Annotated in this window: 23 protein-coding genes; 9 read left to right on the forward strand and 14 right to left on the reverse strand. The window is 33.1% G+C overall.

The window, feature by feature from the left end; translation table 11 throughout:
* Nucleotides 1–281: 281 nt before the first annotated feature.
* The 8 genes from NBRC110019_RS14715 to NBRC110019_RS14750 all read right to left on the reverse strand — a co-directional run bounded on the left by NBRC110019_RS14715 (nucleotide 282) and on the right by NBRC110019_RS14750 (nucleotide 7170).
* The gene (locus tag NBRC110019_RS14715) at nucleotides 282–1586 is read right to left on the reverse strand and encodes an ABC transporter permease (protein WP_281756114.1); all 1305 of its coding nucleotides are present in this window, start codon (nucleotides 1584–1586) and stop codon (nucleotides 282–284) included.
* A complete protein-coding gene (locus tag NBRC110019_RS14720) occupies nucleotides 1583–2521 on the reverse strand; it encodes an ABC transporter ATP-binding protein (protein ID WP_281756116.1) in 939 nt (312 codons plus the stop codon). The genes NBRC110019_RS14715 and NBRC110019_RS14720 overlap by 4 nt, the downstream gene beginning before the upstream one ends.
* Nucleotides 2522–2731: 210 nt before the next feature.
* Entirely contained in the window at nucleotides 2732–3847 is a 1116-nt protein-coding gene (gene dnaJ, locus NBRC110019_RS14725; protein ID WP_281756117.1) for a molecular chaperone DnaJ, read from the reverse strand.
* A 14-nt stretch (nucleotides 3848–3861) separates the two neighbouring features.
* The gene (locus NBRC110019_RS14730) at nucleotides 3862–4419 is read right to left on the reverse strand and encodes a nucleotide exchange factor GrpE (protein ID WP_281756119.1); all 558 of its coding nucleotides are present in this window, start codon (nucleotides 4417–4419) and stop codon (nucleotides 3862–3864) included.
* 122 nt (nucleotides 4420–4541) lie between these two features.
* Complete coding sequence (locus NBRC110019_RS14735) at nucleotides 4542–5450, reverse strand: TIGR01777 family oxidoreductase (protein ID WP_281756121.1); 909 nt, start codon at nucleotides 5448–5450, stop codon at nucleotides 4542–4544.
* 117 nt (nucleotides 5451–5567) lie between these two features.
* Nucleotides 5568–6233 carry a tRNA (5-methylaminomethyl-2-thiouridine)(34)-methyltransferase MnmC2 gene (gene mnmC2, locus NBRC110019_RS14740; RefSeq protein WP_281756123.1) on the reverse strand — a complete coding sequence of 222 codons (666 nt, stop codon included), beginning with the start codon at nucleotides 6231–6233 and terminating at the stop codon, nucleotides 5568–5570.
* 4 nt (nucleotides 6234–6237) lie between these two features.
* Nucleotides 6238–6687, reverse strand: coding sequence for a hypothetical protein (locus NBRC110019_RS14745; protein WP_281756125.1), 450 nt, complete (start codon nucleotides 6685–6687; stop codon nucleotides 6238–6240).
* A complete protein-coding gene (locus NBRC110019_RS14750; protein WP_281756127.1) occupies nucleotides 6688–7170 on the reverse strand; it encodes a DUF4920 domain-containing protein in 483 nt (160 codons plus the stop codon).
* Between the two features lie 137 nt (nucleotides 7171–7307).
* Here NBRC110019_RS14750 and NBRC110019_RS14755 point away from each other — a divergent pair, with 137 nt between their 5' ends.
* Nucleotides 7308–8378, forward strand: coding sequence for a branched-chain amino acid aminotransferase (locus NBRC110019_RS14755; protein ID WP_281756130.1), 1071 nt, complete (start codon nucleotides 7308–7310; stop codon nucleotides 8376–8378).
* A gap of 50 nt (nucleotides 8379–8428) precedes the next feature.
* On the opposite strand, the gene NBRC110019_RS14760 is transcribed toward NBRC110019_RS14755, so the two are convergent.
* Nucleotides 8429–8815 (reverse strand): pyrophosphohydrolase domain-containing protein, encoded by a 387-nt coding sequence (locus NBRC110019_RS14760; protein WP_281756163.1) that lies wholly within the window; start codon nucleotides 8813–8815, stop codon nucleotides 8429–8431.
* Nucleotides 8816–9679: 864 nt separating this feature from the next.
* Between NBRC110019_RS14760 and NBRC110019_RS14770 the strand changes: the two genes are divergently transcribed.
* The 3 genes from NBRC110019_RS14770 (at nucleotide 9680) to NBRC110019_RS14780 (ending at nucleotide 12553) form a co-directional block, all read left to right on the forward strand.
* Nucleotides 9680–10018: a P-II family nitrogen regulator gene (locus NBRC110019_RS14770; RefSeq protein ID WP_281756133.1), complete on the forward strand. Its 339-nt coding sequence runs from the start codon at nucleotides 9680–9682 to the stop codon at nucleotides 10016–10018.
* A 42-nt stretch (nucleotides 10019–10060) separates the two neighbouring features.
* A complete protein-coding gene (locus tag NBRC110019_RS14775; protein ID WP_281756134.1) occupies nucleotides 10061–11338 on the forward strand; it encodes an ammonium transporter in 1278 nt (425 codons plus the stop codon).
* 150 nt (nucleotides 11339–11488) lie between these two features.
* A complete protein-coding gene (locus NBRC110019_RS14780) occupies nucleotides 11489–12553 on the forward strand; it encodes a porin (protein WP_281756135.1) in 1065 nt (354 codons plus the stop codon).
* Between the two features lie 54 nt (nucleotides 12554–12607).
* Here the strand turns inward: NBRC110019_RS14780 and NBRC110019_RS14785 are convergent, their stop codons facing one another.
* The gene (locus tag NBRC110019_RS14785) at nucleotides 12608–13270 is read right to left on the reverse strand and encodes a DUF1684 domain-containing protein (RefSeq protein ID WP_281756136.1); all 663 of its coding nucleotides are present in this window, start codon (nucleotides 13268–13270) and stop codon (nucleotides 12608–12610) included.
* A 214-nt stretch (nucleotides 13271–13484) separates the two neighbouring features.
* Between NBRC110019_RS14785 and NBRC110019_RS14790 the strand changes: the two genes are divergently transcribed.
* A complete protein-coding gene (locus tag NBRC110019_RS14790; RefSeq protein WP_281756137.1) occupies nucleotides 13485–14705 on the forward strand; it encodes an MDR family MFS transporter in 1221 nt (406 codons plus the stop codon).
* On the opposite strand, the gene NBRC110019_RS14795 is transcribed toward NBRC110019_RS14790, so the two are convergent.
* Nucleotides 14702–15157, reverse strand: a complete 456-nt coding sequence (locus NBRC110019_RS14795; RefSeq protein WP_281756139.1) for an Lrp/AsnC family transcriptional regulator — start codon at nucleotides 15155–15157, stop codon at nucleotides 14702–14704. The genes NBRC110019_RS14790 and NBRC110019_RS14795 overlap by 4 nt on opposite strands.
* A 117-nt stretch (nucleotides 15158–15274) precedes the next feature.
* On the opposite strand from NBRC110019_RS14795, the gene NBRC110019_RS14800 reads away from it, so the two are divergent.
* Nucleotides 15275–15700: a hypothetical protein gene (locus tag NBRC110019_RS14800; RefSeq protein ID WP_281756140.1), complete on the forward strand. Its 426-nt coding sequence runs from the start codon at nucleotides 15275–15277 to the stop codon at nucleotides 15698–15700.
* Between the two features lie 9 nt (nucleotides 15701–15709).
* Here NBRC110019_RS14800 and NBRC110019_RS14805 read toward each other — a convergent pair whose 3' ends face one another.
* A complete protein-coding gene (locus NBRC110019_RS14805; RefSeq protein WP_281756142.1) occupies nucleotides 15710–16561 on the reverse strand; it encodes a phosphatase PAP2 family protein in 852 nt (283 codons plus the stop codon).
* Nucleotides 16562–16665: 104 nt separating this feature from the next.
* Here NBRC110019_RS14805 and NBRC110019_RS14810 point away from each other — a divergent pair, with 104 nt between their 5' ends.
* Complete coding sequence (locus NBRC110019_RS14810; RefSeq protein WP_281756143.1) at nucleotides 16666–17214, forward strand: DUF1543 domain-containing protein; 549 nt, start codon at nucleotides 16666–16668, stop codon at nucleotides 17212–17214.
* A 276-nt stretch (nucleotides 17215–17490) separates the two neighbouring features.
* Here the strand turns inward: NBRC110019_RS14810 and NBRC110019_RS14815 are convergent, their stop codons facing one another.
* The gene (locus NBRC110019_RS14815; protein ID WP_281756145.1) at nucleotides 17491–20940 is read right to left on the reverse strand and encodes a methylmalonyl-CoA mutase family protein; all 3450 of its coding nucleotides are present in this window, start codon (nucleotides 20938–20940) and stop codon (nucleotides 17491–17493) included.
* Between the two features lie 213 nt (nucleotides 20941–21153).
* Between NBRC110019_RS14815 and NBRC110019_RS14820 the strand changes: the two genes are divergently transcribed.
* Nucleotides 21154–22254, forward strand: coding sequence for an OmpA family protein (locus NBRC110019_RS14820; RefSeq protein ID WP_281756147.1), 1101 nt, complete (start codon nucleotides 21154–21156; stop codon nucleotides 22252–22254).
* A gap of 48 nt (nucleotides 22255–22302) precedes the next feature.
* Here NBRC110019_RS14820 and NBRC110019_RS14825 read toward each other — a convergent pair whose 3' ends face one another.
* Nucleotides 22303–23418, reverse strand: a complete 1116-nt coding sequence (locus NBRC110019_RS14825) for a TlpA family protein disulfide reductase (protein WP_281756149.1) — start codon at nucleotides 23416–23418, stop codon at nucleotides 22303–22305.
* A gap of 257 nt (nucleotides 23419–23675) precedes the next feature.
* On the opposite strand from NBRC110019_RS14825, the gene purU reads away from it, so the two are divergent.
* Nucleotides 23676–24530: a formyltetrahydrofolate deformylase gene (purU, locus tag NBRC110019_RS14830; protein ID WP_281756151.1), complete on the forward strand. Its 855-nt coding sequence runs from the start codon at nucleotides 23676–23678 to the stop codon at nucleotides 24528–24530.
* Nucleotides 24531–24611: the final 81 nt, after the last annotated feature.

Here is a 24611-nt window from a genome sequence, read left to right on the forward strand (position 1 = left end):
AAAAGTAAATGATAAGTAGAATAATACCCATACCCAACGCCTAATAGCACATTTATCATAGATTCATCCTATAACAACATACCTTCTATCAGTTTGTTTTTCTGAATATTAGCAAAAAAGTTGTCGAATATACCAAAGGTTTATACCTACTTTTATCATTTAAGATAATAATATACATTCGTTTTCAGTATCCTTCCTAACCTCTATCTACTTTTTTAGAATATTTTATGAAAGATTTATGTTTTCATTTTAAAACTCAACCCGATGCTATTCGGTAAAAACTAATATTTAAGCCACTTATAAAGTTCTTTATAAGAAGGCTTTTTACCATACATAAGAATTCCTATTCTATAAATTTTTGAAGCAAGCCATACAACTCCAAAAAATGTTATATATAACAATACTATAGATACTATAATTTCCCATAAATCAACTCCAAATGGAATTCTCATTAACATTACTATAGGCGATGTAAACGGTATAAAAGAGAATATAGTTGCTACTGTACCATTAGGGTTATTAATCACTGTAAAAAAACCAATATATACCGCTAACATTAATACCATAATCACAGGCATCATAAATTGCTGAGTATCTGTTTCACTATCTACCGCTGCTCCTATTGATACATATACTGAACTGTAAAGCAGATATCCCCCAATAAAATACAGAAGAAAACAAACAATTAAGGTTACCAAAGGCAGTTTAAACAGTTCCACAACACCATCCTGAATCATTGCTTCCATAGCTCCCGAATTTTCTAACATAGCTCTATGCGGTGTTTCAATAGTAGCAACATCTACATTAAAAATAGAAGACACCACAATTGTTAATACCGCACCTATACAAAGCCAAACAATAAACTGTGTAATTCCGGCTAGAGAGGTTCCTATTATCTTGCCCATCATTAATTTAATAGGCTTAACAGAAGAAATAATAATTTCAATAATCCTGTTCGTTTTTTCTTCAATAACGCTTCTCATAATCATATTACCATATATAATAATAAACATCATTAGAAAATACCCTGCAGCTCCTCCAAAAACTAACTTTAAAATATTGGCAGTTTTTGAAGATTCCTCTCCATTAAAATTCTCAATTTTTATATTTACTGTAGTCGTAGCTTTATGAATCTCATCTATAGATACTCCGTCTGTCTTTAAATTTCTTTCAAAAGACTTATCTTCTAAAATTCCCGTCATGTAATTAACTACTCCCATTCCAGGAGAATCTTCTGAGTAAAACACGACATCATTTTTTTGTTTCGCTATAGGTTCATCAGGTATATAAAGCACTCCATATTCTTCCTTACTAATTGCATTTGCAACAACCTCAGAAAAGTCAGCCTCTTTATTGGTATTTACGAAATGAAAATTCTCAAAATCTTTAAAATCACTTATATACAAACCTGTTTCATCTAAAACAGTAATAACTTGCTTCTCCGCATTATTAATTCGAGATAAATAGGCTACTAGAACTATTAGACCTGTGAAGATTAAAGGGCTTAAAAAAGTCATTACTATAAACGACTTATTTTTTATTTTTTGTAAGTACTCCCTTTTAACTATTAGTAGTAACTGGTTCATATATTATGATTATTAACCGCTTTAATAAAAATATCATTTACACTAGGTATTAACTCTTTAAAGTGAGCTACTGTTCCCCTATTCATTAAAAAACTGAGTAGCTCATTTGGACTACTATCAGCATCTATCTGTATAGAGAATTTAAGTTCTTCTCCCAATGTTCTAAAATCCGCTTCGTGCATTTTAAAATGACTATTCATTATTTCATTATACACTGCACCCTTATCTTTTACATCAAGTGCTATTTCGTAGGTGTTGCTTCTAAATTGTCTTTTAACATCTATCAGTTTCCCATCCAATATCTTATTTGACTTATTTATTAAAGCTATCTCATCACACAATTCCTCAACCGACTCCATTCTATGAGTAGAGAAAATAACTGTTGCTCCATTTTCTTTCAACTTTAAAATCTCGTCTTTAATTAAATTTGCATTAATAGGATCAAAACCACTAAAAGGCTCATCAAAAATTAAAAGCTTAGGCGTGTGAAGAACCGTTACAACGAACTGAATTTTTTGAGCCATCCCTTTAGAGAGCTCTTGAATTTTCATATTCCACCAATCCCCAATTTCTAATTTATCAAACCAATATGTAAGTTTTTCTTTAGCTTCTGCTTTACTTAACCCTTTAAGCTGCGCTAAATACAACGCTTGCTCTCCTACCTTCATACTTTTATAAAGTCCACGTTCCTCTGGCAGATATCCTATGTTAGCAATATGTTTTGGCTGTAGTTCTTCGCCATCAAACAACACCGTTCCTGCGTCTGGATAGGTTATCTGATTAAGAATTCTAATAAACGAAGTTTTTCCTGCACCATTAGGTCCAAGAAGCCCGTAAATACAACCTTTAGGAATATTTATAGACAAATTGTTTAAGGCAACATGGCTGCCATATTTTTTATGTATGTTGGTAGCCTCCAACAAATTATTTGTCATACGTCAAATTTTAATCAAAGGTATTGAAATAGCTATTAATTAAGGAAAATTTAAAAGTATTTTAAGATGAAGTAAGTACCCTATAAACAAAAACCCACCCTTAAGGGTTTAAGGATGGGAAAAAAATTGCTATGAAAAAGAAAAAATTAATGCTAGTCTTGACTAGCATGTGCCAAATATAAAGTTTTTTTGGCAAAAAACAAGTTTAAATCAAGAAAACATATCTTTTACTTTTTCAAAAAATGACTTGTCGCTTTTCTCTGGTTTTGGGATAAAATGCTCATCCTCTTTAAACCTATCAAAAAATTCTTTTTGCTCTTTATTCAGGGTTCTAGGTGTCCAAACATTTACATGAACCAATAGATCTCCACTACCATATCCATTTAAACTAGGAATCCCTTTTCCTCGTAATCTTAATATTTTACCAGACTGAATACCAGTCTCCAACTTAATACGTACTTTCCCAGTAACAGTATCTATTTCTTTAGAGGTACCAAGCACAGCATCAGGAAAGGAAATATACAAATCGTAATGTAAATTCTCTCCTTCTCTTTTTAATGTATCGTGCTCAACCTCTTCAATAGCCACTAATAAATCTCCCGGAATTCCATTACCTGGAGCGTCGTTTCCTTTACCTCCAACTTTCAGTTGCATTCCATCTGCAACCCCTGCAGGAATTTTTATAGAAACGGTTTCTTCAGAAATCTCTAATCCATGCGCGTCGGCTCCATGCGGTTTATTTCCGATTATTTGACCAGAACCACCACATGACGTACAAACGGTAGAAGTTTGCATTCTTCCTAAAATAGAATTTACAACCTTTGTTATTTGTCCGGTTCCATGACACGTAGGGCACGTTCTATAATCTACTCCTTGAGCTTTTACCTTTCTTCTTACCTTTACTTTTTTCTCTACTCCATTGGCTATTTCTTCAAGGGTAAGTTTTACTCGTATACGTAAATTACTTCCTTTCATTCTTCGTTGGCCTCCGCCACCAAAACCTCCGAAACCACCACCACCAAAAGCACCTCCAAAAATATCTCCAAATTGACTAAAGATATCATCCATATTCATATGGTGACCTCCGCCAAAACCTTGACCTCCTTCAAAAGCAGCATGACCATACTGATCATATTTAGCCTTTTTATCTGAATCGCTTAACACTTCGTAAGCTTCTGCAGCTAGTTTAAACTTTTCTTCAGCCTCTTTATTTCCTGGGTTTTTATCAGGGTGAAATTCAATTGCTTTCTTTCGATATGCCTTTTTTATTTCAGCCGCTGTAGCTCCCTTACTTATACCTAATATTTCGTAAAAATCCTGCTTCATGGGTATTTTTTAGATTATTGTCCAACTACTACTTTTGGATGACGTATTACCTTATCTCCTAATTTATAACCTTTTTCTATAACATCTACAATTTTACCTTTAAGATCCTCTGTAGGTGCAGGTATTTGCGTTATTGCATCATGTATTTCGGCATCAAAAGTAGTTCCTGCGATTACCTCCATTAGCTCTAAACCCTTTTGCTGTAGCGTATTCTTAAACTTTCCGTGAATTAACTCTACCCCTTTCAGTACCTCTTTATCTTCAGACTTAGCTATTTCCACTAAAGCTCTGTCAAAATCATCTAATACAGGCAACATAACCAACATTACTTCTTTATTGGCTGTTTTCATATTATCAATACGCTCTTTTGCTGTTCTTCTTTTGTAATTCTCAAACTCAGCAAATAAACGTAAAAATTTATCTTTTTCTTTATCTAACTCAATTTGAAGTTTTTCTTCTACAGAAAGTTCCATCTGCTCTTCAGAAGCAGTATTTTCTTGAGTCTCTATTGTTTCATTAGCAGTTTGCTCTTCAACCTCTGCCTTACTTTGTTCCATATCTTTTTTACTCATGACAGTCTAAAAAAAAATTTATAAACACATTTTTGATTGGCAAAAGTATTGCCAATAAATGTAAAATGCCAAAATGTCACGATATTTTATACAAGATATATGGATATCCTAAAAAAAAGTATTCAAACTAATAAATCAACCAGTGCGTCTTTTAAATCGGTAAACTCAAAAACATACCCTTCTTCTAAAACCTTATCAGCAGATACGTTTTGACTACAAATAACTAAACAACTCATTTCACCAAGTATTAGTTTCAAAAGAAATTTTGGAACCCCTATTGGGTAAAATGGCTTTTTAAGTATTTTGGCAATTTCTCTAGTCATTTCTTTATTTGTAACCGGATTAGGTGCTACCCCATTATAAACTCCTTCTTTTTCATTTTTCAATAAGTGCATATAAATACCTACTAAATCATTTATATGAACCCATGATTGCCATTGATTTCCACTAGCTAAAGGAGCCCCTAAAAACATTTTAACACTAGTTACCGATGGTTTTAGAAAACCTCCGGAGTTACTTAAAACCAATCCTGTTCGAATTTTAGACACTTTAATATTCAGCATTTTAAAAGCATCTACGGTATTTTCCCAATCCTCTACAACTTCTCCTAAGAAAGAATCATCAATTAAAGCATTTTCTTCATGGTAAACATCGGTAAAAGAACTCGGATAAATACCAATTGCTGAAGCAGAAATAAGCTGCTTAACAGATGTATTTTTTGTTTTTACAAGTGAAGCATACAGTAGACTTGTAGTACTAGTTCTACTTTTAACTATTTTTTCTTTATAAGAAGCTGTCCATCGCTTTGCTATATTGGCTCCAGCTAAATGAATTATTACAGAAACATTGGAAAAACAATCCTGATCAATATCGCCGCTTTCAGGGTTCCAATAATATCCCTTTAAATTTAGCTCATCTTTTATTTTATCTTTCCGTGTTGTCAAATAATTAACCCTAAAACCTTGTGCTAAACAAGCCTTTACTATTTGACCCCCAATTAAACCAGTTGCCCCAGTAATTAAAACCCTCATATGATCGAATAGATGTAATTAACCCAACAGCAAATTTACATTTATCTTAATTAAAAAGCACTATTTTACAGACATTTAACGTTAGTTACCGTAAAAGCTACATAATACCCAATAGCGTTAGTCTCTGGAAGCTCTTAGCATTTCTCTCTTACCAGGCGGACCAGGTAATTTTTCTACCATAAACCCCACTTCCTGCATTGCTCTCCTTACACTTCCTTTAGCTGCGTAAGTAACCAATATACCTCCCGATTTCATGGCATTATACATTCTTTGAAAAATAGCTTCTGTCCAAAGTTCTGGTTGAACTCTAGCCCCAAAGGCATCAAAATAGATAAGATCGAATTTCTCAACATCATCTATCTCAGAGAAAAATTGTTTTCTTTTCTCTAATTGAAAAAATGGAGACAACGCTATCGGCTGTCCCCATTCACTTATATGCATTTCCTTAAAGATTTCTATATTATCTTGGGCATTCAACTCTTCAACATAATTAAGAAGCGCTATTTCTTCATTAGAAACAGGATAAGCTTCAACACCTGTATACGCCAATTCTTGACCGCTTTTTTTCGCTTCTAAAAAGGTAATAAAAGCATTTAAACCAGTACCAAACCCTATTTCAAGAATCGAAAGTTTTTTCTTTTCTTGAAAGCAATCTAAACCTTTATCTATAAAAACATGATACGCCTCTTGAATGGCTCCATGAGAAGAATGATAATTTTCATTCCAACCTTCCAAATGTATTGTAGTACTTCCGTCAGCAGTTTTAACCACTCTTCTTTTCATAGTATTACTTTATAAGTAATTTTTTAATTCTTGGTATTGGTCCTCCACATTTTTGTTGATGACACTGAATACAAACATTTACTGCATTATTAAATGCATCTGTCTTATTATTATAGGTTGCTGAGTATAAATTCTCTTCCGCATTTATATAAAGCTTAGCCCACTTTTTAAAATTTTCGTCGTTATCTTTATTATCTGTAAATGTAGCAGAGTAAATCTCATAATAAAACTCAGGTATTTCACCTATTGAATCTCCTTTTTTAATCTTCTCTTTAACCACAGCATGCTCTTTATGCATTTTCTCCATTAGAGCAGCCATTTCAGACATTTCATACATTTTAAAAACCTCTTCAGTTTTCGCATCATCATCCTTAGATACTTTTTTATTCGAAGAAGTTCCGTTTTCACAAGAAAATAAAATTCCTAAAAAGCAGAACAATAAAAGATATCTCATCTACTCCTGTTTAGGTTCTTCAATCAGTACTCCTGAAGCTAAAAAAGCGTATTCTCTTTTAGGCTCAGTAATTGCAGTAATTTCTGCATCAGATTTACCGGCATCTTTTGCATAATGCTTAAGCTCATCTACTGAAGTTTCTGTAACAAATGCTTTACCACTTACAACGGTTTGTTTATTACTTGCATTCATAGGTACAAAAAAACCGTAATCTTTAAATCTGATAAATGTTTCTTCTCCTTGTTCTAATCCAACCTTCATCCAACATCCTTTCTTTTGACAAACACTTTCTATAGTCCCTTCAAACTTAACATCAATCGTATCTCCGGCTTTTAAGTGCTTATAATCTTCTGTTAATTCAGATGTAGAAATAGCTCCACTACTAACTATTTCATCTCCAAAAGATTTATATACTACTTCTTTTTCTTTTTTACAAGAAGCTAGTACGAATAGAGTAGCGCACATTACGAATAATTTTTTCATTTGGTTATTTTTAGAATAATTATTTAAAATATGTAAAATTATAACATTATAATTGCAAAGTAAGCAAATTTTAGAGTTTCTGTAATTACCAAAAGAAGGTTTTATTGTGTAAATTTGTCTCTTAAACTCAAATTTTTATGGAAACATCTAGTTTAATTAAAGTTACTAAGACTGAAAATAGTAAAATTAACCAGGTAGATTTTGACAATCTTGTCTTTGGAAAAACATTTACAGATCACATGTTTATTTGTGATTATAAAGATGGCTCATGGCAAACCCCTGAAATTTTACCTTACCAGCCATTAACTTTAGACCCTTCTGCTAAAGTATTCCATTATGGCCAAGCTGTTTTTGAAGGTATGAAAGCCTATAAAGATGAGCAGGGTAAAGCATGGTTGTTTAGACCAGAAGAAAATTTTGAACGAATTAATAAATCTTCTAAAAGATTGAATATTCCTGAGTTCATTAAAGAGTATTTCTTAGAAGGATTAAACGAACTTTTAAAACTTGACAGTGCTTGGATTAAATCTGGGCAAGATGCTGGAAATGCATTATACATAAGACCGTTTGTTATAGCTACACAAGCAGGAGTTATGGCTTCTCCTTCAACTGAATATAAATTCATTATTATCTGCTCTCCTGTTCAGGCATATTATACGAAAGATGTAAAAGTAAAAATTGCCGATTATTATAGTAGAGCTGCAAACGGAGGATTTGGTGCTGCAAAAGCGGCTGGTAACTACGCCGGACAATTTTACCCTACTAAATTGGTACAAGAAGAAGGGTACGATCAGGTTATCTGGACCGATGACACCAATCATGAACACCTTGAAGAAGCAGGTACAATGAACATCTTTTTCCGTATTAACGATACCTTGGTTACATGCCCTATAAGTGAAAGAATACTTGATGGTATTACCCGTAAAAGTGTAATTACCATGGCAGAAAAACTAGGGATAACAGTAGAAGTTAGAAAAGTTACCGTAACAGAACTAATAGAAGCCGCAAATAATGGTAGCCTAAAGGAAAGCTTTGGTAGTGGTACGGCTGCAGTCATTAGTCCTATTGGCACTATTGCACATAAAGACAATGTTTGGACATTAACAAAACCTGAAGATTGTTACTCTGCCGCTATTAAGAAAGCAATCTTAGACGTTCAATACAACGTTGCTGAAGATACGTTTGGTTGGAGATATGAAGTAAAATAATTCAACTTTTAAATTATAGCAAAGAAGCCGTAATCTAATTACGGCTTCTTTTATTTATCTAAGATTTTTTTAATATTTGGTTTAAAATAATCTGGTCCTTTCATTACTTTCCCATCTTCTCTATAAATAGGTTTCCCATCCTTACCAAGTTTACTCATATTACTTTTTTGTATCTCATTAAATACTTCATCTATCTTATATTGCATACCATGCTCTATAATAGTACCACACAAAATATACAACATATCCCCTAAAGCATCAGCCACCTCAACCATATCTCCATTTTCAGCCGCCTCTAAGTACTCTTCATTTTCTTCTTTCATCAATTCATACCTAAGTTTAAGAAGTTTATCTCCTAACTCTACAGTGGGTTCTTGTCTTACTCCTAAACCAAATGCAACATGAAAATCTGTTACCGCTTTTATTTTAGCTTTCATCATCTATTTATTTTAAATTTGCCTAAAATTAAAAAAATATGTTCAGTACAGGACAATGGATATTTGCAGCATGCTTTGCAATTGTATTTATTACGCTTACAGTAATGATGTACGCCAAGGATAAAAAACTCCACAAGAAGAACTATTCTGGTGTTTTATGGGTTCTGGCGGCCTTTATCGTTTTTATATTTACGATAATATTAATTAAACACTATATAATTGAGTAATTTCACTTTTTAGATTAAGTTATTTTTAATTTCCCATAAAAATAACTCTATCATGTAAAACTGGCTTATTTTATTAGTACTTTTAATTTGTGAAACCCAAAAAACATTCTGCTATGATTTTGTTTCTCGCTATTTTATCTACGTTACTTGTGTTGAACTTTTTACTACTAATTTTTAGTGTAAATAAAACTAACAGCAAGCAAAAATCTGGTTTGGAAAAAATTTATTTCAAGCCTAAAATGAAAGAGTTTGAATTAAAAGAGAATGCACAGTATTCAATCAGCTAACCGGTTCTTTTAATTAAAGAAGAAAAACCTTTAAATCTTTATTATGCTACATGCTAAGATTTAAAGGTTTTTTTATTTTAAAACATAAATCAGAATTTAGACTTACAATTTGTTATATATTTTTAAATCTACCTACATTATTGTTACACATACAATAGAATAAACTATATATCTCTAACTTTAAAACACTTAAATAATAACAGATTAACAATTTAACACAATAAAAACCAATACAATAACAATTTAACTTCAAAATAATTAAAAACTCAATAAAAAGATATTTTTTTTGCTTAAATAATTTTACTTATAATTTTTTTAATATAAATTTAACATTCACAAAATCTTATACAATGAAGAAAATTGAAGCTATCATTAGAAAGTCAAAATTCGACGAAGTAAAAAAGTCGCTTCATGAAATTGAAGTAACCTTTTTTAGCTATTGGGACGTCACCGGTGTAGGTAACGAAAAACAGGGGCACGTCTACAGAGGAATCACTTACAGTACTACAGACATTCAGCGTAGATACCTGTCTATTGTAGTATCTGATGAGTATGTTGAGAAAACGGTTGAAGCTATTTTAAAATCGGCTTACACCGGTAACATTGGAGATGGTAAAGTATTTGTATCTCCGGTAGATAATGCATATAGAATTAGAACACGTGAAAAGGATGAAATATCCTTACAGTAACAACACACTCTAACAACTAATTAATTACAAAAACACAAAACTATGGAAGTACAACAAGATGCTTTAGCTAAAGCTCTCGAACCGATTAATGGAGATTTTGATTCTTTATGGATTACCCTTGCAGCTGTTTTAGTATTCTTTATGCAAGCAGGATTTACACTTGTAGAGGTTGGTTTTACCAGAAGTAAGAACTCCGGAAACATTATAATGAAGAACGTTATGGATCTATGTGTAGGTTCTATTATGTTCTGGGCAGTAGGATATGCTTTTATGTATGGAGATACTCCTATATTAGGAGGTTTTTTTAGAAGCAGCTCAGCCGATCAAGGTTATTTCTTATTTAGTGCCGATGATTATTGGAACTTATTTTTCCAAACTGTATTCTGTGCAACAGCAGCTACTATTGTATCTGGTGCCGTTGCAGGACGTACAAAATTCTCAACATATTTAATTCTTTCAGCTGTTTTAACCACTTTTATCTACCCATTCTCTGGTAGCTGGTATTGGCCATTTGATGATGATGCATGGTTAAATGTTGCAGGATTTATTGACTTTGCAGGATCATCTGTAGTACATGCTGTAGGGGGTGGTGCTGCTTTGGTAGCTGCTATTATGGTTGGCCCTCGTATTGGTAAATACGTAGATGGTAAAGCACAAGTAATACCAGGACACAATATGACTTACGGAGCCCTTGGGGTGTTTATTCTTTGGTTAGGGTGGTTTGGTTTTAATGGTGGTTCTCAATTAGCTTGGGGTGGTGATGATTCCGTTTCTGCTGCCAAGGTTATTATAAACACAAACCTTGCTGCTGCCATTGGCGCAGTTGTTGCATTATTCTTCACCTGGATACGCTATGGTAAAGCAGATATTTCTATGACACTTAACGGTGCTTTAGCCGGTTTAGTAGGTATTACAGCAGGTTGTGGTGCTGTTGACCCAATAGGAGCATTAGCCATTGGATTTATTTGTGGTATAGCAGTAGTTATATCTATTGAACTTATTGATAAAGTTTTCAAAATTGATGACCCAGTTGGTGCTATTTCTGTGCACGGAACTTGTGGTTTCTTAGGTACAGTACTAGTAGGTTTATTTGCTACTGACGGTGGTTTATTCTACGGTGGTGGCGCTAAACAACTTTGGGTTCAAACATATGGATCTTTAGCTTACATTGCGTGGGCTGCAGGTACAACATTTATATTACTATTAATATTAAAGTATACTATAGGTCTAAGAGTCACTGAACAAGAAGAGGTAGAAGGACTAGATTTCCACGAGCACGGAACTGTTTGTTATCCTGAACATATAACAAAAGAAGACTAAATAAGGTTCATTTCTTCATACTATTAAGACATAAAAAAACGGAGTGTTTGGCGGAACACTCCGTCGTAACTAAATCGTTCTTCAATAGTTAAGATTAAGAATTACATTACAGGAAGTTAAAACTCTAACATAATCTAATAACTCAAAACAATGAAAAAGATTAACGTTGCAAATATCGTAAAAAAATCTATTTTTTTAGCATTAGCTTTAGCATCAGCAAATATTTTTGCACAGGATGCAGATAGTTTAAAGACGAAAAAGTTATCGATCAGCGGATCGGTAGATGCATATTATCGAGCTAATATTACGGCTCCGAACAATGAAATGATGGTTGCTCCAGGAAGTTCATTTGCAAACTTACCAGGATTTGCACTTGGTATGGCAAATTTAGTAGCAAGCTATGATGGTGAAAAAACCGGTTTTGTAGCCGACCTTGTATTTGGTCCAAGAGGTACAGATGCCGTATTTGCTTCTCCTATGTACTCTAATACTGGAGACATCATCAACCAATTATACATGTATTGGAATTTAAGTGAGTCTGTTACTTTAACCTTTGGTAATTTCAATACATTTTTAGGATATGAAGTTATCTCTCCGGTAGCTAATTTTAACTACAGTACTTCGTATATGTTCTCATACGGACCATTTTCTCATACAGGTGTAAAAGCAGATTTTGCTTTATCTGATGATTTTTCATTAATGTTAGGTGTATTAAACAGTACCGATTTAACTGAATTTAACCCTGACGGAAAATATACACTTGGAGCTCAGTTAGGCTATAAAGGTCAGTTCTTAAACTTTATTTATGGAACTCAAACAGGATTATATGAGCCTACAATGCAAATTGACTATACTGGTGGATTTGATGTATCTGATACATTTTTCTTAGGTATTAATGCTACGTATAACGATACTGATGGCGTAGGTTTCTATGGTGCTGCCTTGTACCCTCAATACACATTATCTGACTCTTTTGCTTTAGGGCTTAGAGGTGAGTATTTTGCAGAAAATGGAGATTTTGGTGCTATTGGTACAGGAGTTGAAGATTCTAGTGTTATGGCTGTAACATTAACTGGTAGCTACACTGTAGAAGATTTAATTATTAAGCCTGAGGTACGTTTAGATAGTACTTCTGAGGAGGCATTTATTGATAATGATTTAATGCCATCTAAAAGTTTAGCGTCTTTCCTTATCGCCTTTGTATATTCTTTCTAAGCAAAATATGTATTTTGTTTAGAAAAACTCCCGGTATTACCGGGAGTTATTTTATTAATGAAATTTTTTCACCCCGGCTTCTATAAGCACAGTTAAACGATTTTCATCGGGTACAATAGGACAAGAATATCGCTTGTTATATGAACAATAAGGATTATACGCCTTATTAAAGTCAATAATCATTGTAGTAGCATCTGGGATATTTGAATCTATATATCTTCCACCACCATACGTTTCAGAACCATTGGTTTCATCTAGAAAAGGAATAAATAAATAATTTACATATTCTTCTTTTAATTTCAACTCCTGACTTTGGTACACATTCAATTGGTACTCTTTTCCCTTTAAGGTAAAGTAGGCAATTCCGTATCTTTTATACTCAGGAGCTCTATCTGTTGTAGTTTTCATTCTAAATGAAGGTTCAAATGGTGTTTCCTCAAATCTTGCCGTTACTCTATATACTGTATCAATAGGATAAAAAGACAATCCTTTAAAGTTTTTACGATCTGCCTGGGTTAACGGAGAAGTTTTAGCATTTTTATACTCTTTATTTAACTCTGCCTGAAATGCCTTAATTTCAGTTATTGGATCAACAGAATCTGATATTTTATAATTAATAGCCTCTTCTTTAGCTATATAGCGTTTATCATCTTTACACGATGTTAAAAAAAGAGTTGTTACAAAAATAACAGCAACCAATTTAAATGTTAATTTCATATTTTTTAATTTTTATATACAACCAAAAACTTTTTTATCTACTTTTGTCACAAAGGAATAAAAAACCATGTTAAATATTACTATACATACCGTAAAATGTTCATATCAAATGATATGGAGGCATCGGGACGTGCTGTAATTTTAACTTATAAAATAACAATCAATCAGAAATCCCGATATGTAATGTATCGGGATTTTTTTTATATATAAACCAATGAAAAAAATTACTTTAAACTATCTAAATTCATTTAAAGGGCTCTCTAAAGAGGTTTGGTGGCTTGCTTTAATAACACTTATTAACAGAGCAGGGACTATGGTGATTCCTTTTCTATCAATCTACCTTGGAGATTATCTTAAATTTTCAAAAGAACAAATAGGAACTGTCATGATTTGTTTTGGTTTTGGGTCTGTAGCAGGTTCATGGATTGGGGGGAAATTAACTGATAAAATTGGTTATTATAAAGTTATGGTTGGTAGCTTGGTTGCTACTGGTTTTTTCTTTTGGGGACTTCAATTCCTAAATAGCTTTTACTCTTTCTCTCTTGGAATTTTTTTAGTAATGATGGTTGCAGATACATTTAGACCCGCTGTTTTTACCGCTTTAAATGTTTATAGTAAAGAGGAAAACAAAACCAGGTCGCTAACCTTAATACGTTTAGCTATTAACCTTGGCTTCTCAGCCGGTCCTGCTGTTGGTGGTTTCATAATTGTAACCGCAGGATTCTCGGGACTATTCTGGGTAGATGCTATTACATGTATCATTGCAGGGCTACTGTTATTAAAAGTATTACACCCTAAAAAGGCAAAAGAAATAGACACTCATAAAACTGAAAATCCATCATCGGTGTTTAGCGATTTTCCATACTTAGTATTTTTCTTAAGCATGGTACTATTCAGTTTCATTTTTGTACAATTAATGTCAACTATGCCTTCTTTTTATAAAGAGTACCATCATTTATCGGAGGACACTATTGGTATTATTTTAGGAGTTAACGGTTTGCTTATTTTTATTTTTGAAATGCCTCTTGTAAAATATATTGAAAAGAGAAACATCAAAAACATAGATAGTACTATTATTGGAGCCATTTTAACCACATTAAGTTTTATAGCTATACTATTTTCGTCCTATAGATTTGAATCTATATTTACAGGGATGTTATTCTTAACTTTTGGAGAGATGATTGCCTTTCCTTTTTCCAATAGATTTGCTATGAAAAGAGCAAAAAGAGGGAATTTTGGAGAATATATGGGATTGTATAGCATTGCCTTTTCCATTGCCCATATAGCAGGCCATAAGTCAGGATTTGAAAGTATCGCTCATTACGGATATGTATTCACATGGAAGCTTATGGCAATAATAGGTGCCTTTACTGTAGTAGTACTTTGGTTATTAAAGATAATATTAAAAAGAGAAAAAAATCAGGAAGCAGTTTAAACTCGCTTCCTGGTATTTCTTTGAATTTCACGATTCTCTACCACATTAGATAATATAATATGGGTACGTGTTTCTCCATATTGTATAACTTTATCTATAAATTCCTCAAGATGGTTTTGATCAAATAATATCACCTCCATAATAATATTCTCCACCCCAGTAATTCGGTAACAGTTAACCACTTCTTTAAATCCTCTTACTATTTCTAAAAAAGGTTTTAACCTACCAGAAAACACCTTTAGAGTTACAATGGCCTTTAATTGATGTCCGGTTGCTCTATGATCTATATTGGCTGCATATCCCTTTATCACCCCTAGATCTTCCATCTTTTTAATCCGTTCAGTTACAGCCGGTGAGCTCAACCCTACCCGTCTTCCAATCTCTGCATTGGTTAATCTTGCATTTTGCTGTAATAACAGTAAAATAGACCAGTTTATCTCATCTTTTATCATGAAGGTATTTTTTCATTAAAACCTAAACTATTAAAGCAAATTTAAAAAAATGCTTTAAAATCTAAAGCAAAGATACTCATTATCTTATTAAATTTGTTAAAACAATTGCTCTAAACTATGTCCATTCATTCATCACGAAACAATTCTTACAACAACCGGCTAACACATTTAGAGGTTTACAAAAAAGCTATTGAGTTATTTAAGACTAGCAGATTACTAGCCACTTATATAACTGACAATAAAGACATTGGTTCTATGAATACCTCTAAACAAAAATCTGATAGGTACTCGTTGCAATTAGTAATGGATAGCATGAGTTTGGTTCCGGATATTGCAGAGGTACATACTACGTTTGATGTAAGCATGAAGAGATATAAAATCAGACGAATGAAAAAAACGTTAACAAGATTACACAAGTACTGTGATTATATAGAAAAGCGCTATGAGCACGCTAAAGATTATATTCACTTGCTACGACAAGAAATTATAGCTTATAGAAAAGCACATACAAGCTGGGAAAATAATCTCTTTAAGAATTCTTAATTAACAAGGTTAAAAAACACCTACTACACCAATGGTACCATAACCAGCTTTAAAATGCCAAGAAACTAGTTTCTTTTTACCTGGTACATTATACTTTTCTTCTGCGAATAAGAATTTATCTACTGCATCTACCGTAACAATACTTAATACAATTCCTGTAGTTACATCTGTTGCCCAATGAGCTCCATCCCACAATCTTGATAACGGTGCAATTAACCCTACACTATAAATACCACTTTTAACCCAAATATTATCAAACTGTTTAGCTAGTGAATGTGCTATTGTAAATGTTAAAATAGAATGTCCTGAAGGAAAAGAATGAAATCCTGCTGCTTTACTAAAAGGATCAAAGGCATGCTTACCTAGCCCTTCCTTTGGTCTTGCACGTCCAACAATTGTTTTAGAAAATGTTTGCAATAACCCGGCGGCAGACCCTGCAGTTATCATTAAAACACCTGTTCTTCTAATTTTTTGATTGTTTGTAAACAAGCCTGTAAGGTAAAAGCTTCCCATAGCTATGTAAGCATTTTGCGGACTACCAGAATACCATCCTATTTGCTTTAACATATGTGGAGCATGTTCATCTTGTTCACTGAAAAAAGTATTTAAATTGGTATCTAATGAATATAAAATAACCTCACTACCTATAAAAGCTCCCGCCGTTAAAAAGTCTTTTTCTTTCCAATGAAATGGTCTAGAATATGCATATTTAATACCCTGATACGCTGTTAAACCATCATAGGTAAAACGCTGCCATAAGCTTTGTTTTTCAGGGTTTTGCTCAGGTACTAATAAGCTATCAATCTGTGAATAAGAATGTACGTATACAAATAATAAAAATAGGGGGATGTATTTTAGCATTTTCAAAAAACTAGTATTTATGAAGTCACAAAAATAAAAAAATAAACTCAGCTAAGGTTTTCTATATTTTTTTAAGTTACTTTAAAAATTAAAACTCATAATTTATGAACTTATTTATGGTTCTTCTGGGTTGCACACCTGAAGGGAGATATACAGAACAACATGATATTTTTTTCGGAATTGCCGAAGAGCTCAAAGACTTGATAGACGACTTTAATGAATTTTGGCCAGAAGCTAAAGGTAAACTACATATTGATGTCTGGCGTAAAGTTGAATATGTAGATGGCTATAAAGTAAGTATACAGCCCAAAACTGGGGGAACAAAAGAAAAACAACTCTTCTTTTTAAATCTTGGAGGCTATAAACCTGGAGATTTTGAAGAATACCATTACAAAACACTTTGCTTGGGCACTACGCAAGCAGAAGCTATTAAAAAAGCAAAAAAAACATCCTTTTACAAACATTGTGGTTTTGAAGGAGCAAATTCACATATTGATGACAAATATGGTATTGACGTAGATGATGTATACAACGTAGAAGATATTTTAGCTCCTAAATTCAAAACTCAATTTGAGCTTACTTTTACAGTAGATGAAAATTGTAAAGAAGATAATTTTAACATTGGATACCTAAAATTAAGCACCCTCAAGTAAACTACTTAGGGGCAAACCCAAGGAGCATTTAATCTCAATTATTGAGTAAACTTTAACCTACTTACCTCATTCATCACATCATATGAACTACCGTTTTTTTACTCTTCTATTACTACCCAAGCAGCAGAAGAATGCCACTCTATACTAAAAACAGCTACGCTTAAACTATATAAAGACAAAGATTCTTTCTTTGTCATAAAACATATTAGAAAAATCAAAAAAAACGTGGATACATATCTATCCACGCTTTTGGTATATATCATTTTCTATAAAAGTTTACATATTTCTTCTATACTGCCCTCCTACTTCAAACAATGCGTTGGTTATCTCACCTAAAGAACAATACTTAGCTGCTTCCATTAACTCGTTAAAAATATTTTGATTTTGAATAGCAGCCTCCTGAACTTCCGACAAGCATTTAGCCGCTTGATTATCATACGTTTTATAAAGATTTTCAAGCGTTGCTATTTGATTTAGTTTTTCCTCTTCTGTTGCTCTAATCACCTCTCCCGGGATAGTTGTTGGTGAACCTTTACTACTTAAAAAGGTATTAACTCCTATAATCGGAAATGCCCCTGAATGTTTTAAATGCTCATAATACAACGACTCCTCTTGAATTTTAGAACGTTGATACATAGTTTCCATGGCTCCTAAAACTCCTCCCCTTTCGGTAATTCTATCAAATTCTGTTAACACGGCTTCTTCAACTAAATCGGTAAGCTCTTCAATAATAAAAGAACCTTGTAACGGATTCTCATTCTTAGCCAAACCAAGTTCACGGTTAATAATTAACTGAATAGCCATAGCTCTTCTTACTGATTCTTCTGTAGGAGTAGTGATAGCCTCGTCATACGCATTAGTATGTAATGAATTACAGTTATCATAAATAGCATATAACGCCTGAAGTGTTGTTCTAATATCATTAAAATCGATTTCTTGAGCGTGTAATGACCGCCCTGAAGTTTGTATATGATATTTCAACATTTGCGCACGTGCATTGGCATTGTACTTATATTTCAGTGCTTTTGCCCATAATCTTCTGGCTACTCTTCCAATCACCGCATATTCAGGGTCAATACCATTAGAAAAGAAAAACGACAGGTTAGGTCCAAAGTCGTTAATATCCATTCCTCTACTCAAATAGTATTCTACATACGTAAATCCATTAGCTAAGGTAAATGCTAATTGTGTAATAGGATTAGCACCAGCCTCCGCAATATGGTACCCAGAAATAGAAACCGAATAAAAGTTTCTTACTTTTTCATTAATAAAATACTCCTGAACATCCCCCATTAAACGAAGGGCAAATTCAGTTGAAAATATACACGTATTCTGTGCCTGATCTTCTTTTAATATATCGGCCTGTACAGTTCCTCTAACCTGAGTTAGGGTTTCTATTTTTATTTTGTCATATACTTCTTTAGGTAATACCTGATCTCCTGTTACACCTAATAGCATTAAACCTAATCCGTCATTTCCTTCAGGAAGTGCACCTTTATAAGAAGGTCTTTCTATGCCTTTAGCATCGTAAATCTCTGCTAGCTTTGTTTCTACGGTACCTTCTAATCCGTTTTCTTTAATATACTTCTCGCAATTCTGATCTATTGCCGCATTCATAAAAAAGCCCAACAACATTGGTGCCGGCCCATTAATAGTCATGGATACAGAAGTAGTAGGATTGCTCAAATCAAACCCTGAATACAATTTTTTAGCGTCATCTAAACAACAAATAGATACTCCGGCATTCCCTATCTTTCCATATATATCAGGTCTATGATCAGGATCGTTACCATACAGCGTTACCGAATCAAATGCAGTAGACAATCTTTTTGCAGGCATTCCTAAACTTACATAATGAAATCTTCTGTTCGTTCTTTCAGGACCGCCTTCACCCGCAAACATACGTGTAGGATCTTCACCTTCTCTTTTAAATGGATACAATCCTGAGGTATAAGGAAACTCTCCAGGTACATTTTCCTGCAATACCCATTTTAAAATATCTCCCCAAGCTGCATATTTAGGCAATGCTATCTTTGGTATTTGAGAGTGCGATAACGACTCTGTATGCGTTTTTATTTCAATAGTACGGTTACGCACCTGAAAACTATAAATAGGATTCTTATAAGCATTCACCTTGGTTTTCCAACCTATGATAACCTCCCAGTTATAAGGGTCTAAATTCATTTTTACCTTATTAAACTCGGCTATTAATAAATCTGAAAACTGCTTATTTTCTTCTGTAATATAGGCTTGTAACACTTCTAATTGTAATCCGTGCTCATACAATAACGCCTCTTGCTTTGCACTATCTTCGCAATGAACTACCGTACAGAGCGTTTTAAAAATACCATATAACTTTTGAGCTACTTCACTCTGTGCAACCACCTTATTATCGTACCCACGGTTGTTTTCTGCAATCTCAGATAAATACCTGGTTCTGCTCGAAGGAATTACGAATATCTTCTCACTCATTTCTTTTGAGATTTCAAAAGTAGAGCTTAAGTCTGCACCAGCCTTCTCTACCATAGCCCCCATTAAATCACGATATAATAAGTTTGTTCCAGGATCATTAAACTGCGAAGCAATAGTTCCGTAAACAGGCATCTCATCAACATTTGCATCAAATAACATATGATTTCTTTGGTACTGCTTTTTAACATCTCTTAAAGCATCAAGAGCACCTCTTTTATCAAACTTATTTATTGCTACCAAATCGGCAAAATCCAGCATATCAATTTTCTCCAATTGAGTAGCTGCTCCAAATTCTGGAGTCATTACATATAACGAAACATCTGAATGATCTAAAATTTCGGTATCACTTTGTCCGATACCCGAAGTCTCTAAGATAACCAAATCGTACTGTGCTGCTTTAAGTACCTTTACAGCATCTGCAACATGCTTAGATAATGCTAAATTTGATTGTCTTGTAGCCAATGAACGCATGTAGACTCTGTTGGTATTAATAGCATTCATTCGTATACGGTCTCCAAGTAACGCCCCTCCTGTTTTACGTTTAGAAGGATCTACTGATACAATACCAATTGTTTTCTCAGGAAAATCAATTAAAAACCTACGTACCAACTCATCTACTAATGATGACTTACCTGCACCACCTGTACCCGTAATACCCAACACAGGAGTACCACTGTTTTCAATTAATTTTTCAACTTTAGCAAAAGCGCTCTTTGAATTCTCTGGAAAATTTTCCGCTGCTGATATCAATCTAGCAATAGCGTTTATATCCTTTTTAGCTATTAAATCAGCTTCATTTTTTAAATCAGCTCCTATGGCAAAATCCGATTTCTCTACCAAGTCGTTAATCATTCCTTGCAAACCAAGTTCTCTCCCATCATCCGGAGAGTAGATTCTAGTAATTCCATAAGCTTGTAGTTCGTCTATTTCTTCCGGCAGAATAACTCCACCTCCGCCTCCAAAAACACGTATATGAGATGCTCCTTTTTCTTTTAACAAATCATACATATATTTAAAGTACTCCATGTGACCACCTTGGTAAGATGTCATAGCAATAGCATTGGCATCTTCTTGTATAGCCGTAGTAACAACTTCTTCTACACTCCTATCATGTCCTAAATGTATTACTTCTACTCCGGTAGCCTGAATAATACGCCTCATAATGTTAATAGAGGCATCGTGTCCGTCAAAAAGGGATGCAGCAGTAACAATTCTAATTTTATTTTGGGGTTGGTATATATTTGGTTTTTTCATGTTAACACAACGTTGTTTTTATACGCTTAACAATTTTACAATTTTTACCTTGTAAAATTACGAATTTTTTAAATTAAACATACATGTATGATTTACAAATAGTTAACTTAATGTTAAATTGATTTTTTAATAACTTAAAAAAATGTTAGAAGGTAATATTAGTCACTAAATTTAACTCTCACTTATAAAAACTAACTTTTATCTTTTTACAAAATGAAACAATTTTTAACCTTCACAATCCTGTTATTCACAGGGTTAACAATTTGGGCTCAAGAACTACCCCCTAATGCCGATCCGGGTAAATGCTACATTAAATGTATTACACCTGATGAATTCAAAGAAGTTACCGAAACCGTTGTAATTTCTCCTGAATACAAAAAATTAAAAACCCTTCCTGCTACTTATAAAACGGTTGAAGAAAAGGTACTTGTTAAGGAAGCTTCTAAAAAACTAGTTTATGTTCCTGCGGTTTATGAAACTGTAGAGGTATCTTATACTTCTAAAGAAGAAACTAACAACCTTAAAGTTGTTCCTGCTGAATTTGGTGATGAAGTAAAAACTTTTGAAACGTACCCTAAAATTGGACGTTGGGAGTACAAAGTATTAGAAGATTGCCCATCTGCCAATAAAGAAGATTGTATGGTTGCTTGTTTTGTTGAATATCCTGCCACCAGTGAAGATCTAGCTGTAAAAACACTAAAATTGGATGCATCCACAGAGAAGGTTCCTGTTAGTGGTGCCAACAAAACCTATAAAAAAGAGATGGTTAAGGAAAAGGCTACCATGAAAGAAATTGAAATTCCTGCCGAATACAAAATCATCAAAAAAGAAGTAGTTGACACCCCTGCAAAAGTTATTGAAGAAACAGTTCCTGCTGTTAAAGAAACTATTACCAAAACAGTACTGGTTAAAAAAGGAGGTATGACCGTTTGGGAAGAAGTAGATTGTAAAATTGCTAGTGGAAATAATGTACTACCAATACTTTATAAATATAACAGCGCAAGACTAACTAGTGAGTCTAAGAAAATCATTGATGATAACTTACTAAAATTAATGAAGGAGAAAACAAACTTAAGAGTTGAAATTATGGCTCACACCGACTCTAGAGGTAATGACGACTATAATATGAGTTTATCTCAACAAAGAGCTCAGAGTGTTGTGAACTATCTTGTATCTAAAGGAATTAAGAGAAATAGACTTGAAGCTAAAGGATATGGTGAAACAAGACTAAAAAATAGATGTTCTAATGGGGTTAACTGTACAGAAGCTGAACATCAGGTAAACAGAAGAACCGAATTCAGAATTATCCAATAAGTACTTAGAAAATATTAATGAAATACCATCTAGAGTAGTCTAAACAGGCTACTCTTTTTTTATTCTTATTTTGGTTATTTTCATAACCTTTTGCTGTACTTTAATACCAAAGGTATCCTCCAAATCTTCTCTAAATAAATTATCGTGAAGATAATGTAAGTTCCAATCATAGAGATTCTCATCCTTCCCATTATATACAAATGAAATTCCTTTAACATCAGAAAGTAAATTTGCTAATTCACGAATAGTAAGATTATCCGCTTCTATTCTATCTGTAGTAATAAGAAAATTAGAAGAATTTTCATCACTTCCCTCCGACCAATTTATTTGATCATTCCTCCATAACATATTACTATTTACCACTTTTAGTTCATTTACTTGCTCGCTCTGTGACTCCTTCTCCATTCGTAAATGATATTTGTTCAGTACTTCATTTAATAACTCCTCATTTTTTGAGGTATAATACTGCCTATTTGCTTTAAAGCTCACCTTAAAATCTGTAAAATCAGCAATCATATCTGCCGTAGCTATATTCAATAGCTTTGCCATTAAAACAGAAAGATCTCCTCTGAATTCAATAAATTTTTCATCCTCTTTGTAGAAATCTTCATAATGTGTAGCCTCCCCTGAAACTTTTTCGATTTCATACGTATTAATATCATCCAACTTCACCGTTTCTTGCTTAACCACTTTCATAAAGGAAGAAAGCTTTTTACTCTTATTACCACGGTATTTTTTTAAATATACATTGATTTTTTTGTCCGTTAAATCACCCGGATGCCCCTTCCATATAATATCGCCCTCTGTAGTAAACAGTACTGCATACGGTCTCGAAATTACATTATACCTAGAAAACGTATATGAATCTTGATCAGTTACTACCATTAAATCAATAGGTCTCTTTTTCAAATATTTCTGTACCGCATTTTTCTGTTCATCTGTTATAGAAATCATAAACAATTCGTTTGCATACTGTTTCTGAAGAACCTCCAATTGCTCGGTAGCAGGTATACATGGACCGCACCAAGTTGCCCAAAAATCCAATAAAATCAATTTTTGATTCTTATAATCAATAATCTTATTTGACTCAAGAACATTGGCTACCTTCATAGGTTGCCCAAAGCATAAAACCGGAAATAATAGTAAGACAACAATTTTTCTCATTCAAAAAAATTAAATATCACATTAGAAAAATACAGAAAAAGATAATGCATTACACCTCTACAAATTAAAACTTAACCTAAATAAAACAATCATCTTTATTCATACTTGCTATTAGTTAGCAAACTTCTTTTCACAACTCAAAAATATTACCAAAAAGAACTTTCCACACTAAAGTATTCAAAAATTGTATGCAAAAACCATAAATACGGCTAACTATACACTAATTATCTTACTTTTATTATTATAAACTACAGCATATGCACAAAATATTGATATTAATACATTGCAAAGACACTTCCGGAATTATAGCTACCGTAACCAATTATATATATAACAGCGGGGGAAACATTGTGTATATAGACCAACATGTAGATAGTGAAAATGGTATCTTCTTTATGCGTCTGGAAAGCGTTTTTGATAGTAGCGATTTTAACTACGATCTTTTTAAAACCAATTTTGGAACAGAGATTGGAGATACATACCAAATGAAATGGAAAATGTACACCTCTGATTATACTCCAAAAATGGCGCTATTTGTATCTAAATATGATCACTGTTTATATGATATTCTAAGTCGTTATAATGCCAGAGAATGGAACGTTGAAATTCCACTAATTATAAGCAATCATCCCGATTTGGAACCAGTGGCTCACAACTTTAAAATACCCTATCACCATGTCCCTGTAACCAAAGACACAAAAAAAGAAGCCGAGGCAAAACAAATAGCATTGCTTAAAGAATTTAATATTGACTTTATTGTTTTGGCAAGGTATATGCAAATAGTATCAGAAAAAATAATTACGTTGTACCCTAATAAAATAATTAATATTCACCATTCTTTTTTACCTGCCTTTGTGGGAGCCAAGCCTTATCACTCGGCTTTTAAAAGAGGAGTAAAAATTATTGGAGCCACCAGTCATTATGTAACCGAAGAACTAGATGCAGGCCCTATTATAGAACAAGACGTTACACGCGTAACACATACACACAGTATTAAAGACCTTATAATGAAGGGAAAAGACCTTGAAAAGATAGTCCTTTCAAGAGCTATTAAATTACATATAGAAAGAAAAACCATTGTACATGACAATAAGACAATCATTTTCAGCTAATTAATTTTGTTAAAATTTAATTAATTAAGCTTTTATAAATATGAAAACATACTTATACATTGTTACTTTGCAAATTGAAAC

It is taken from the genome of Neptunitalea chrysea, from assembly GCF_027924145.1.
Lineage (GTDB): Bacteria > Bacteroidota > Bacteroidia > Flavobacteriales > Flavobacteriaceae > Neptunitalea > Neptunitalea chrysea.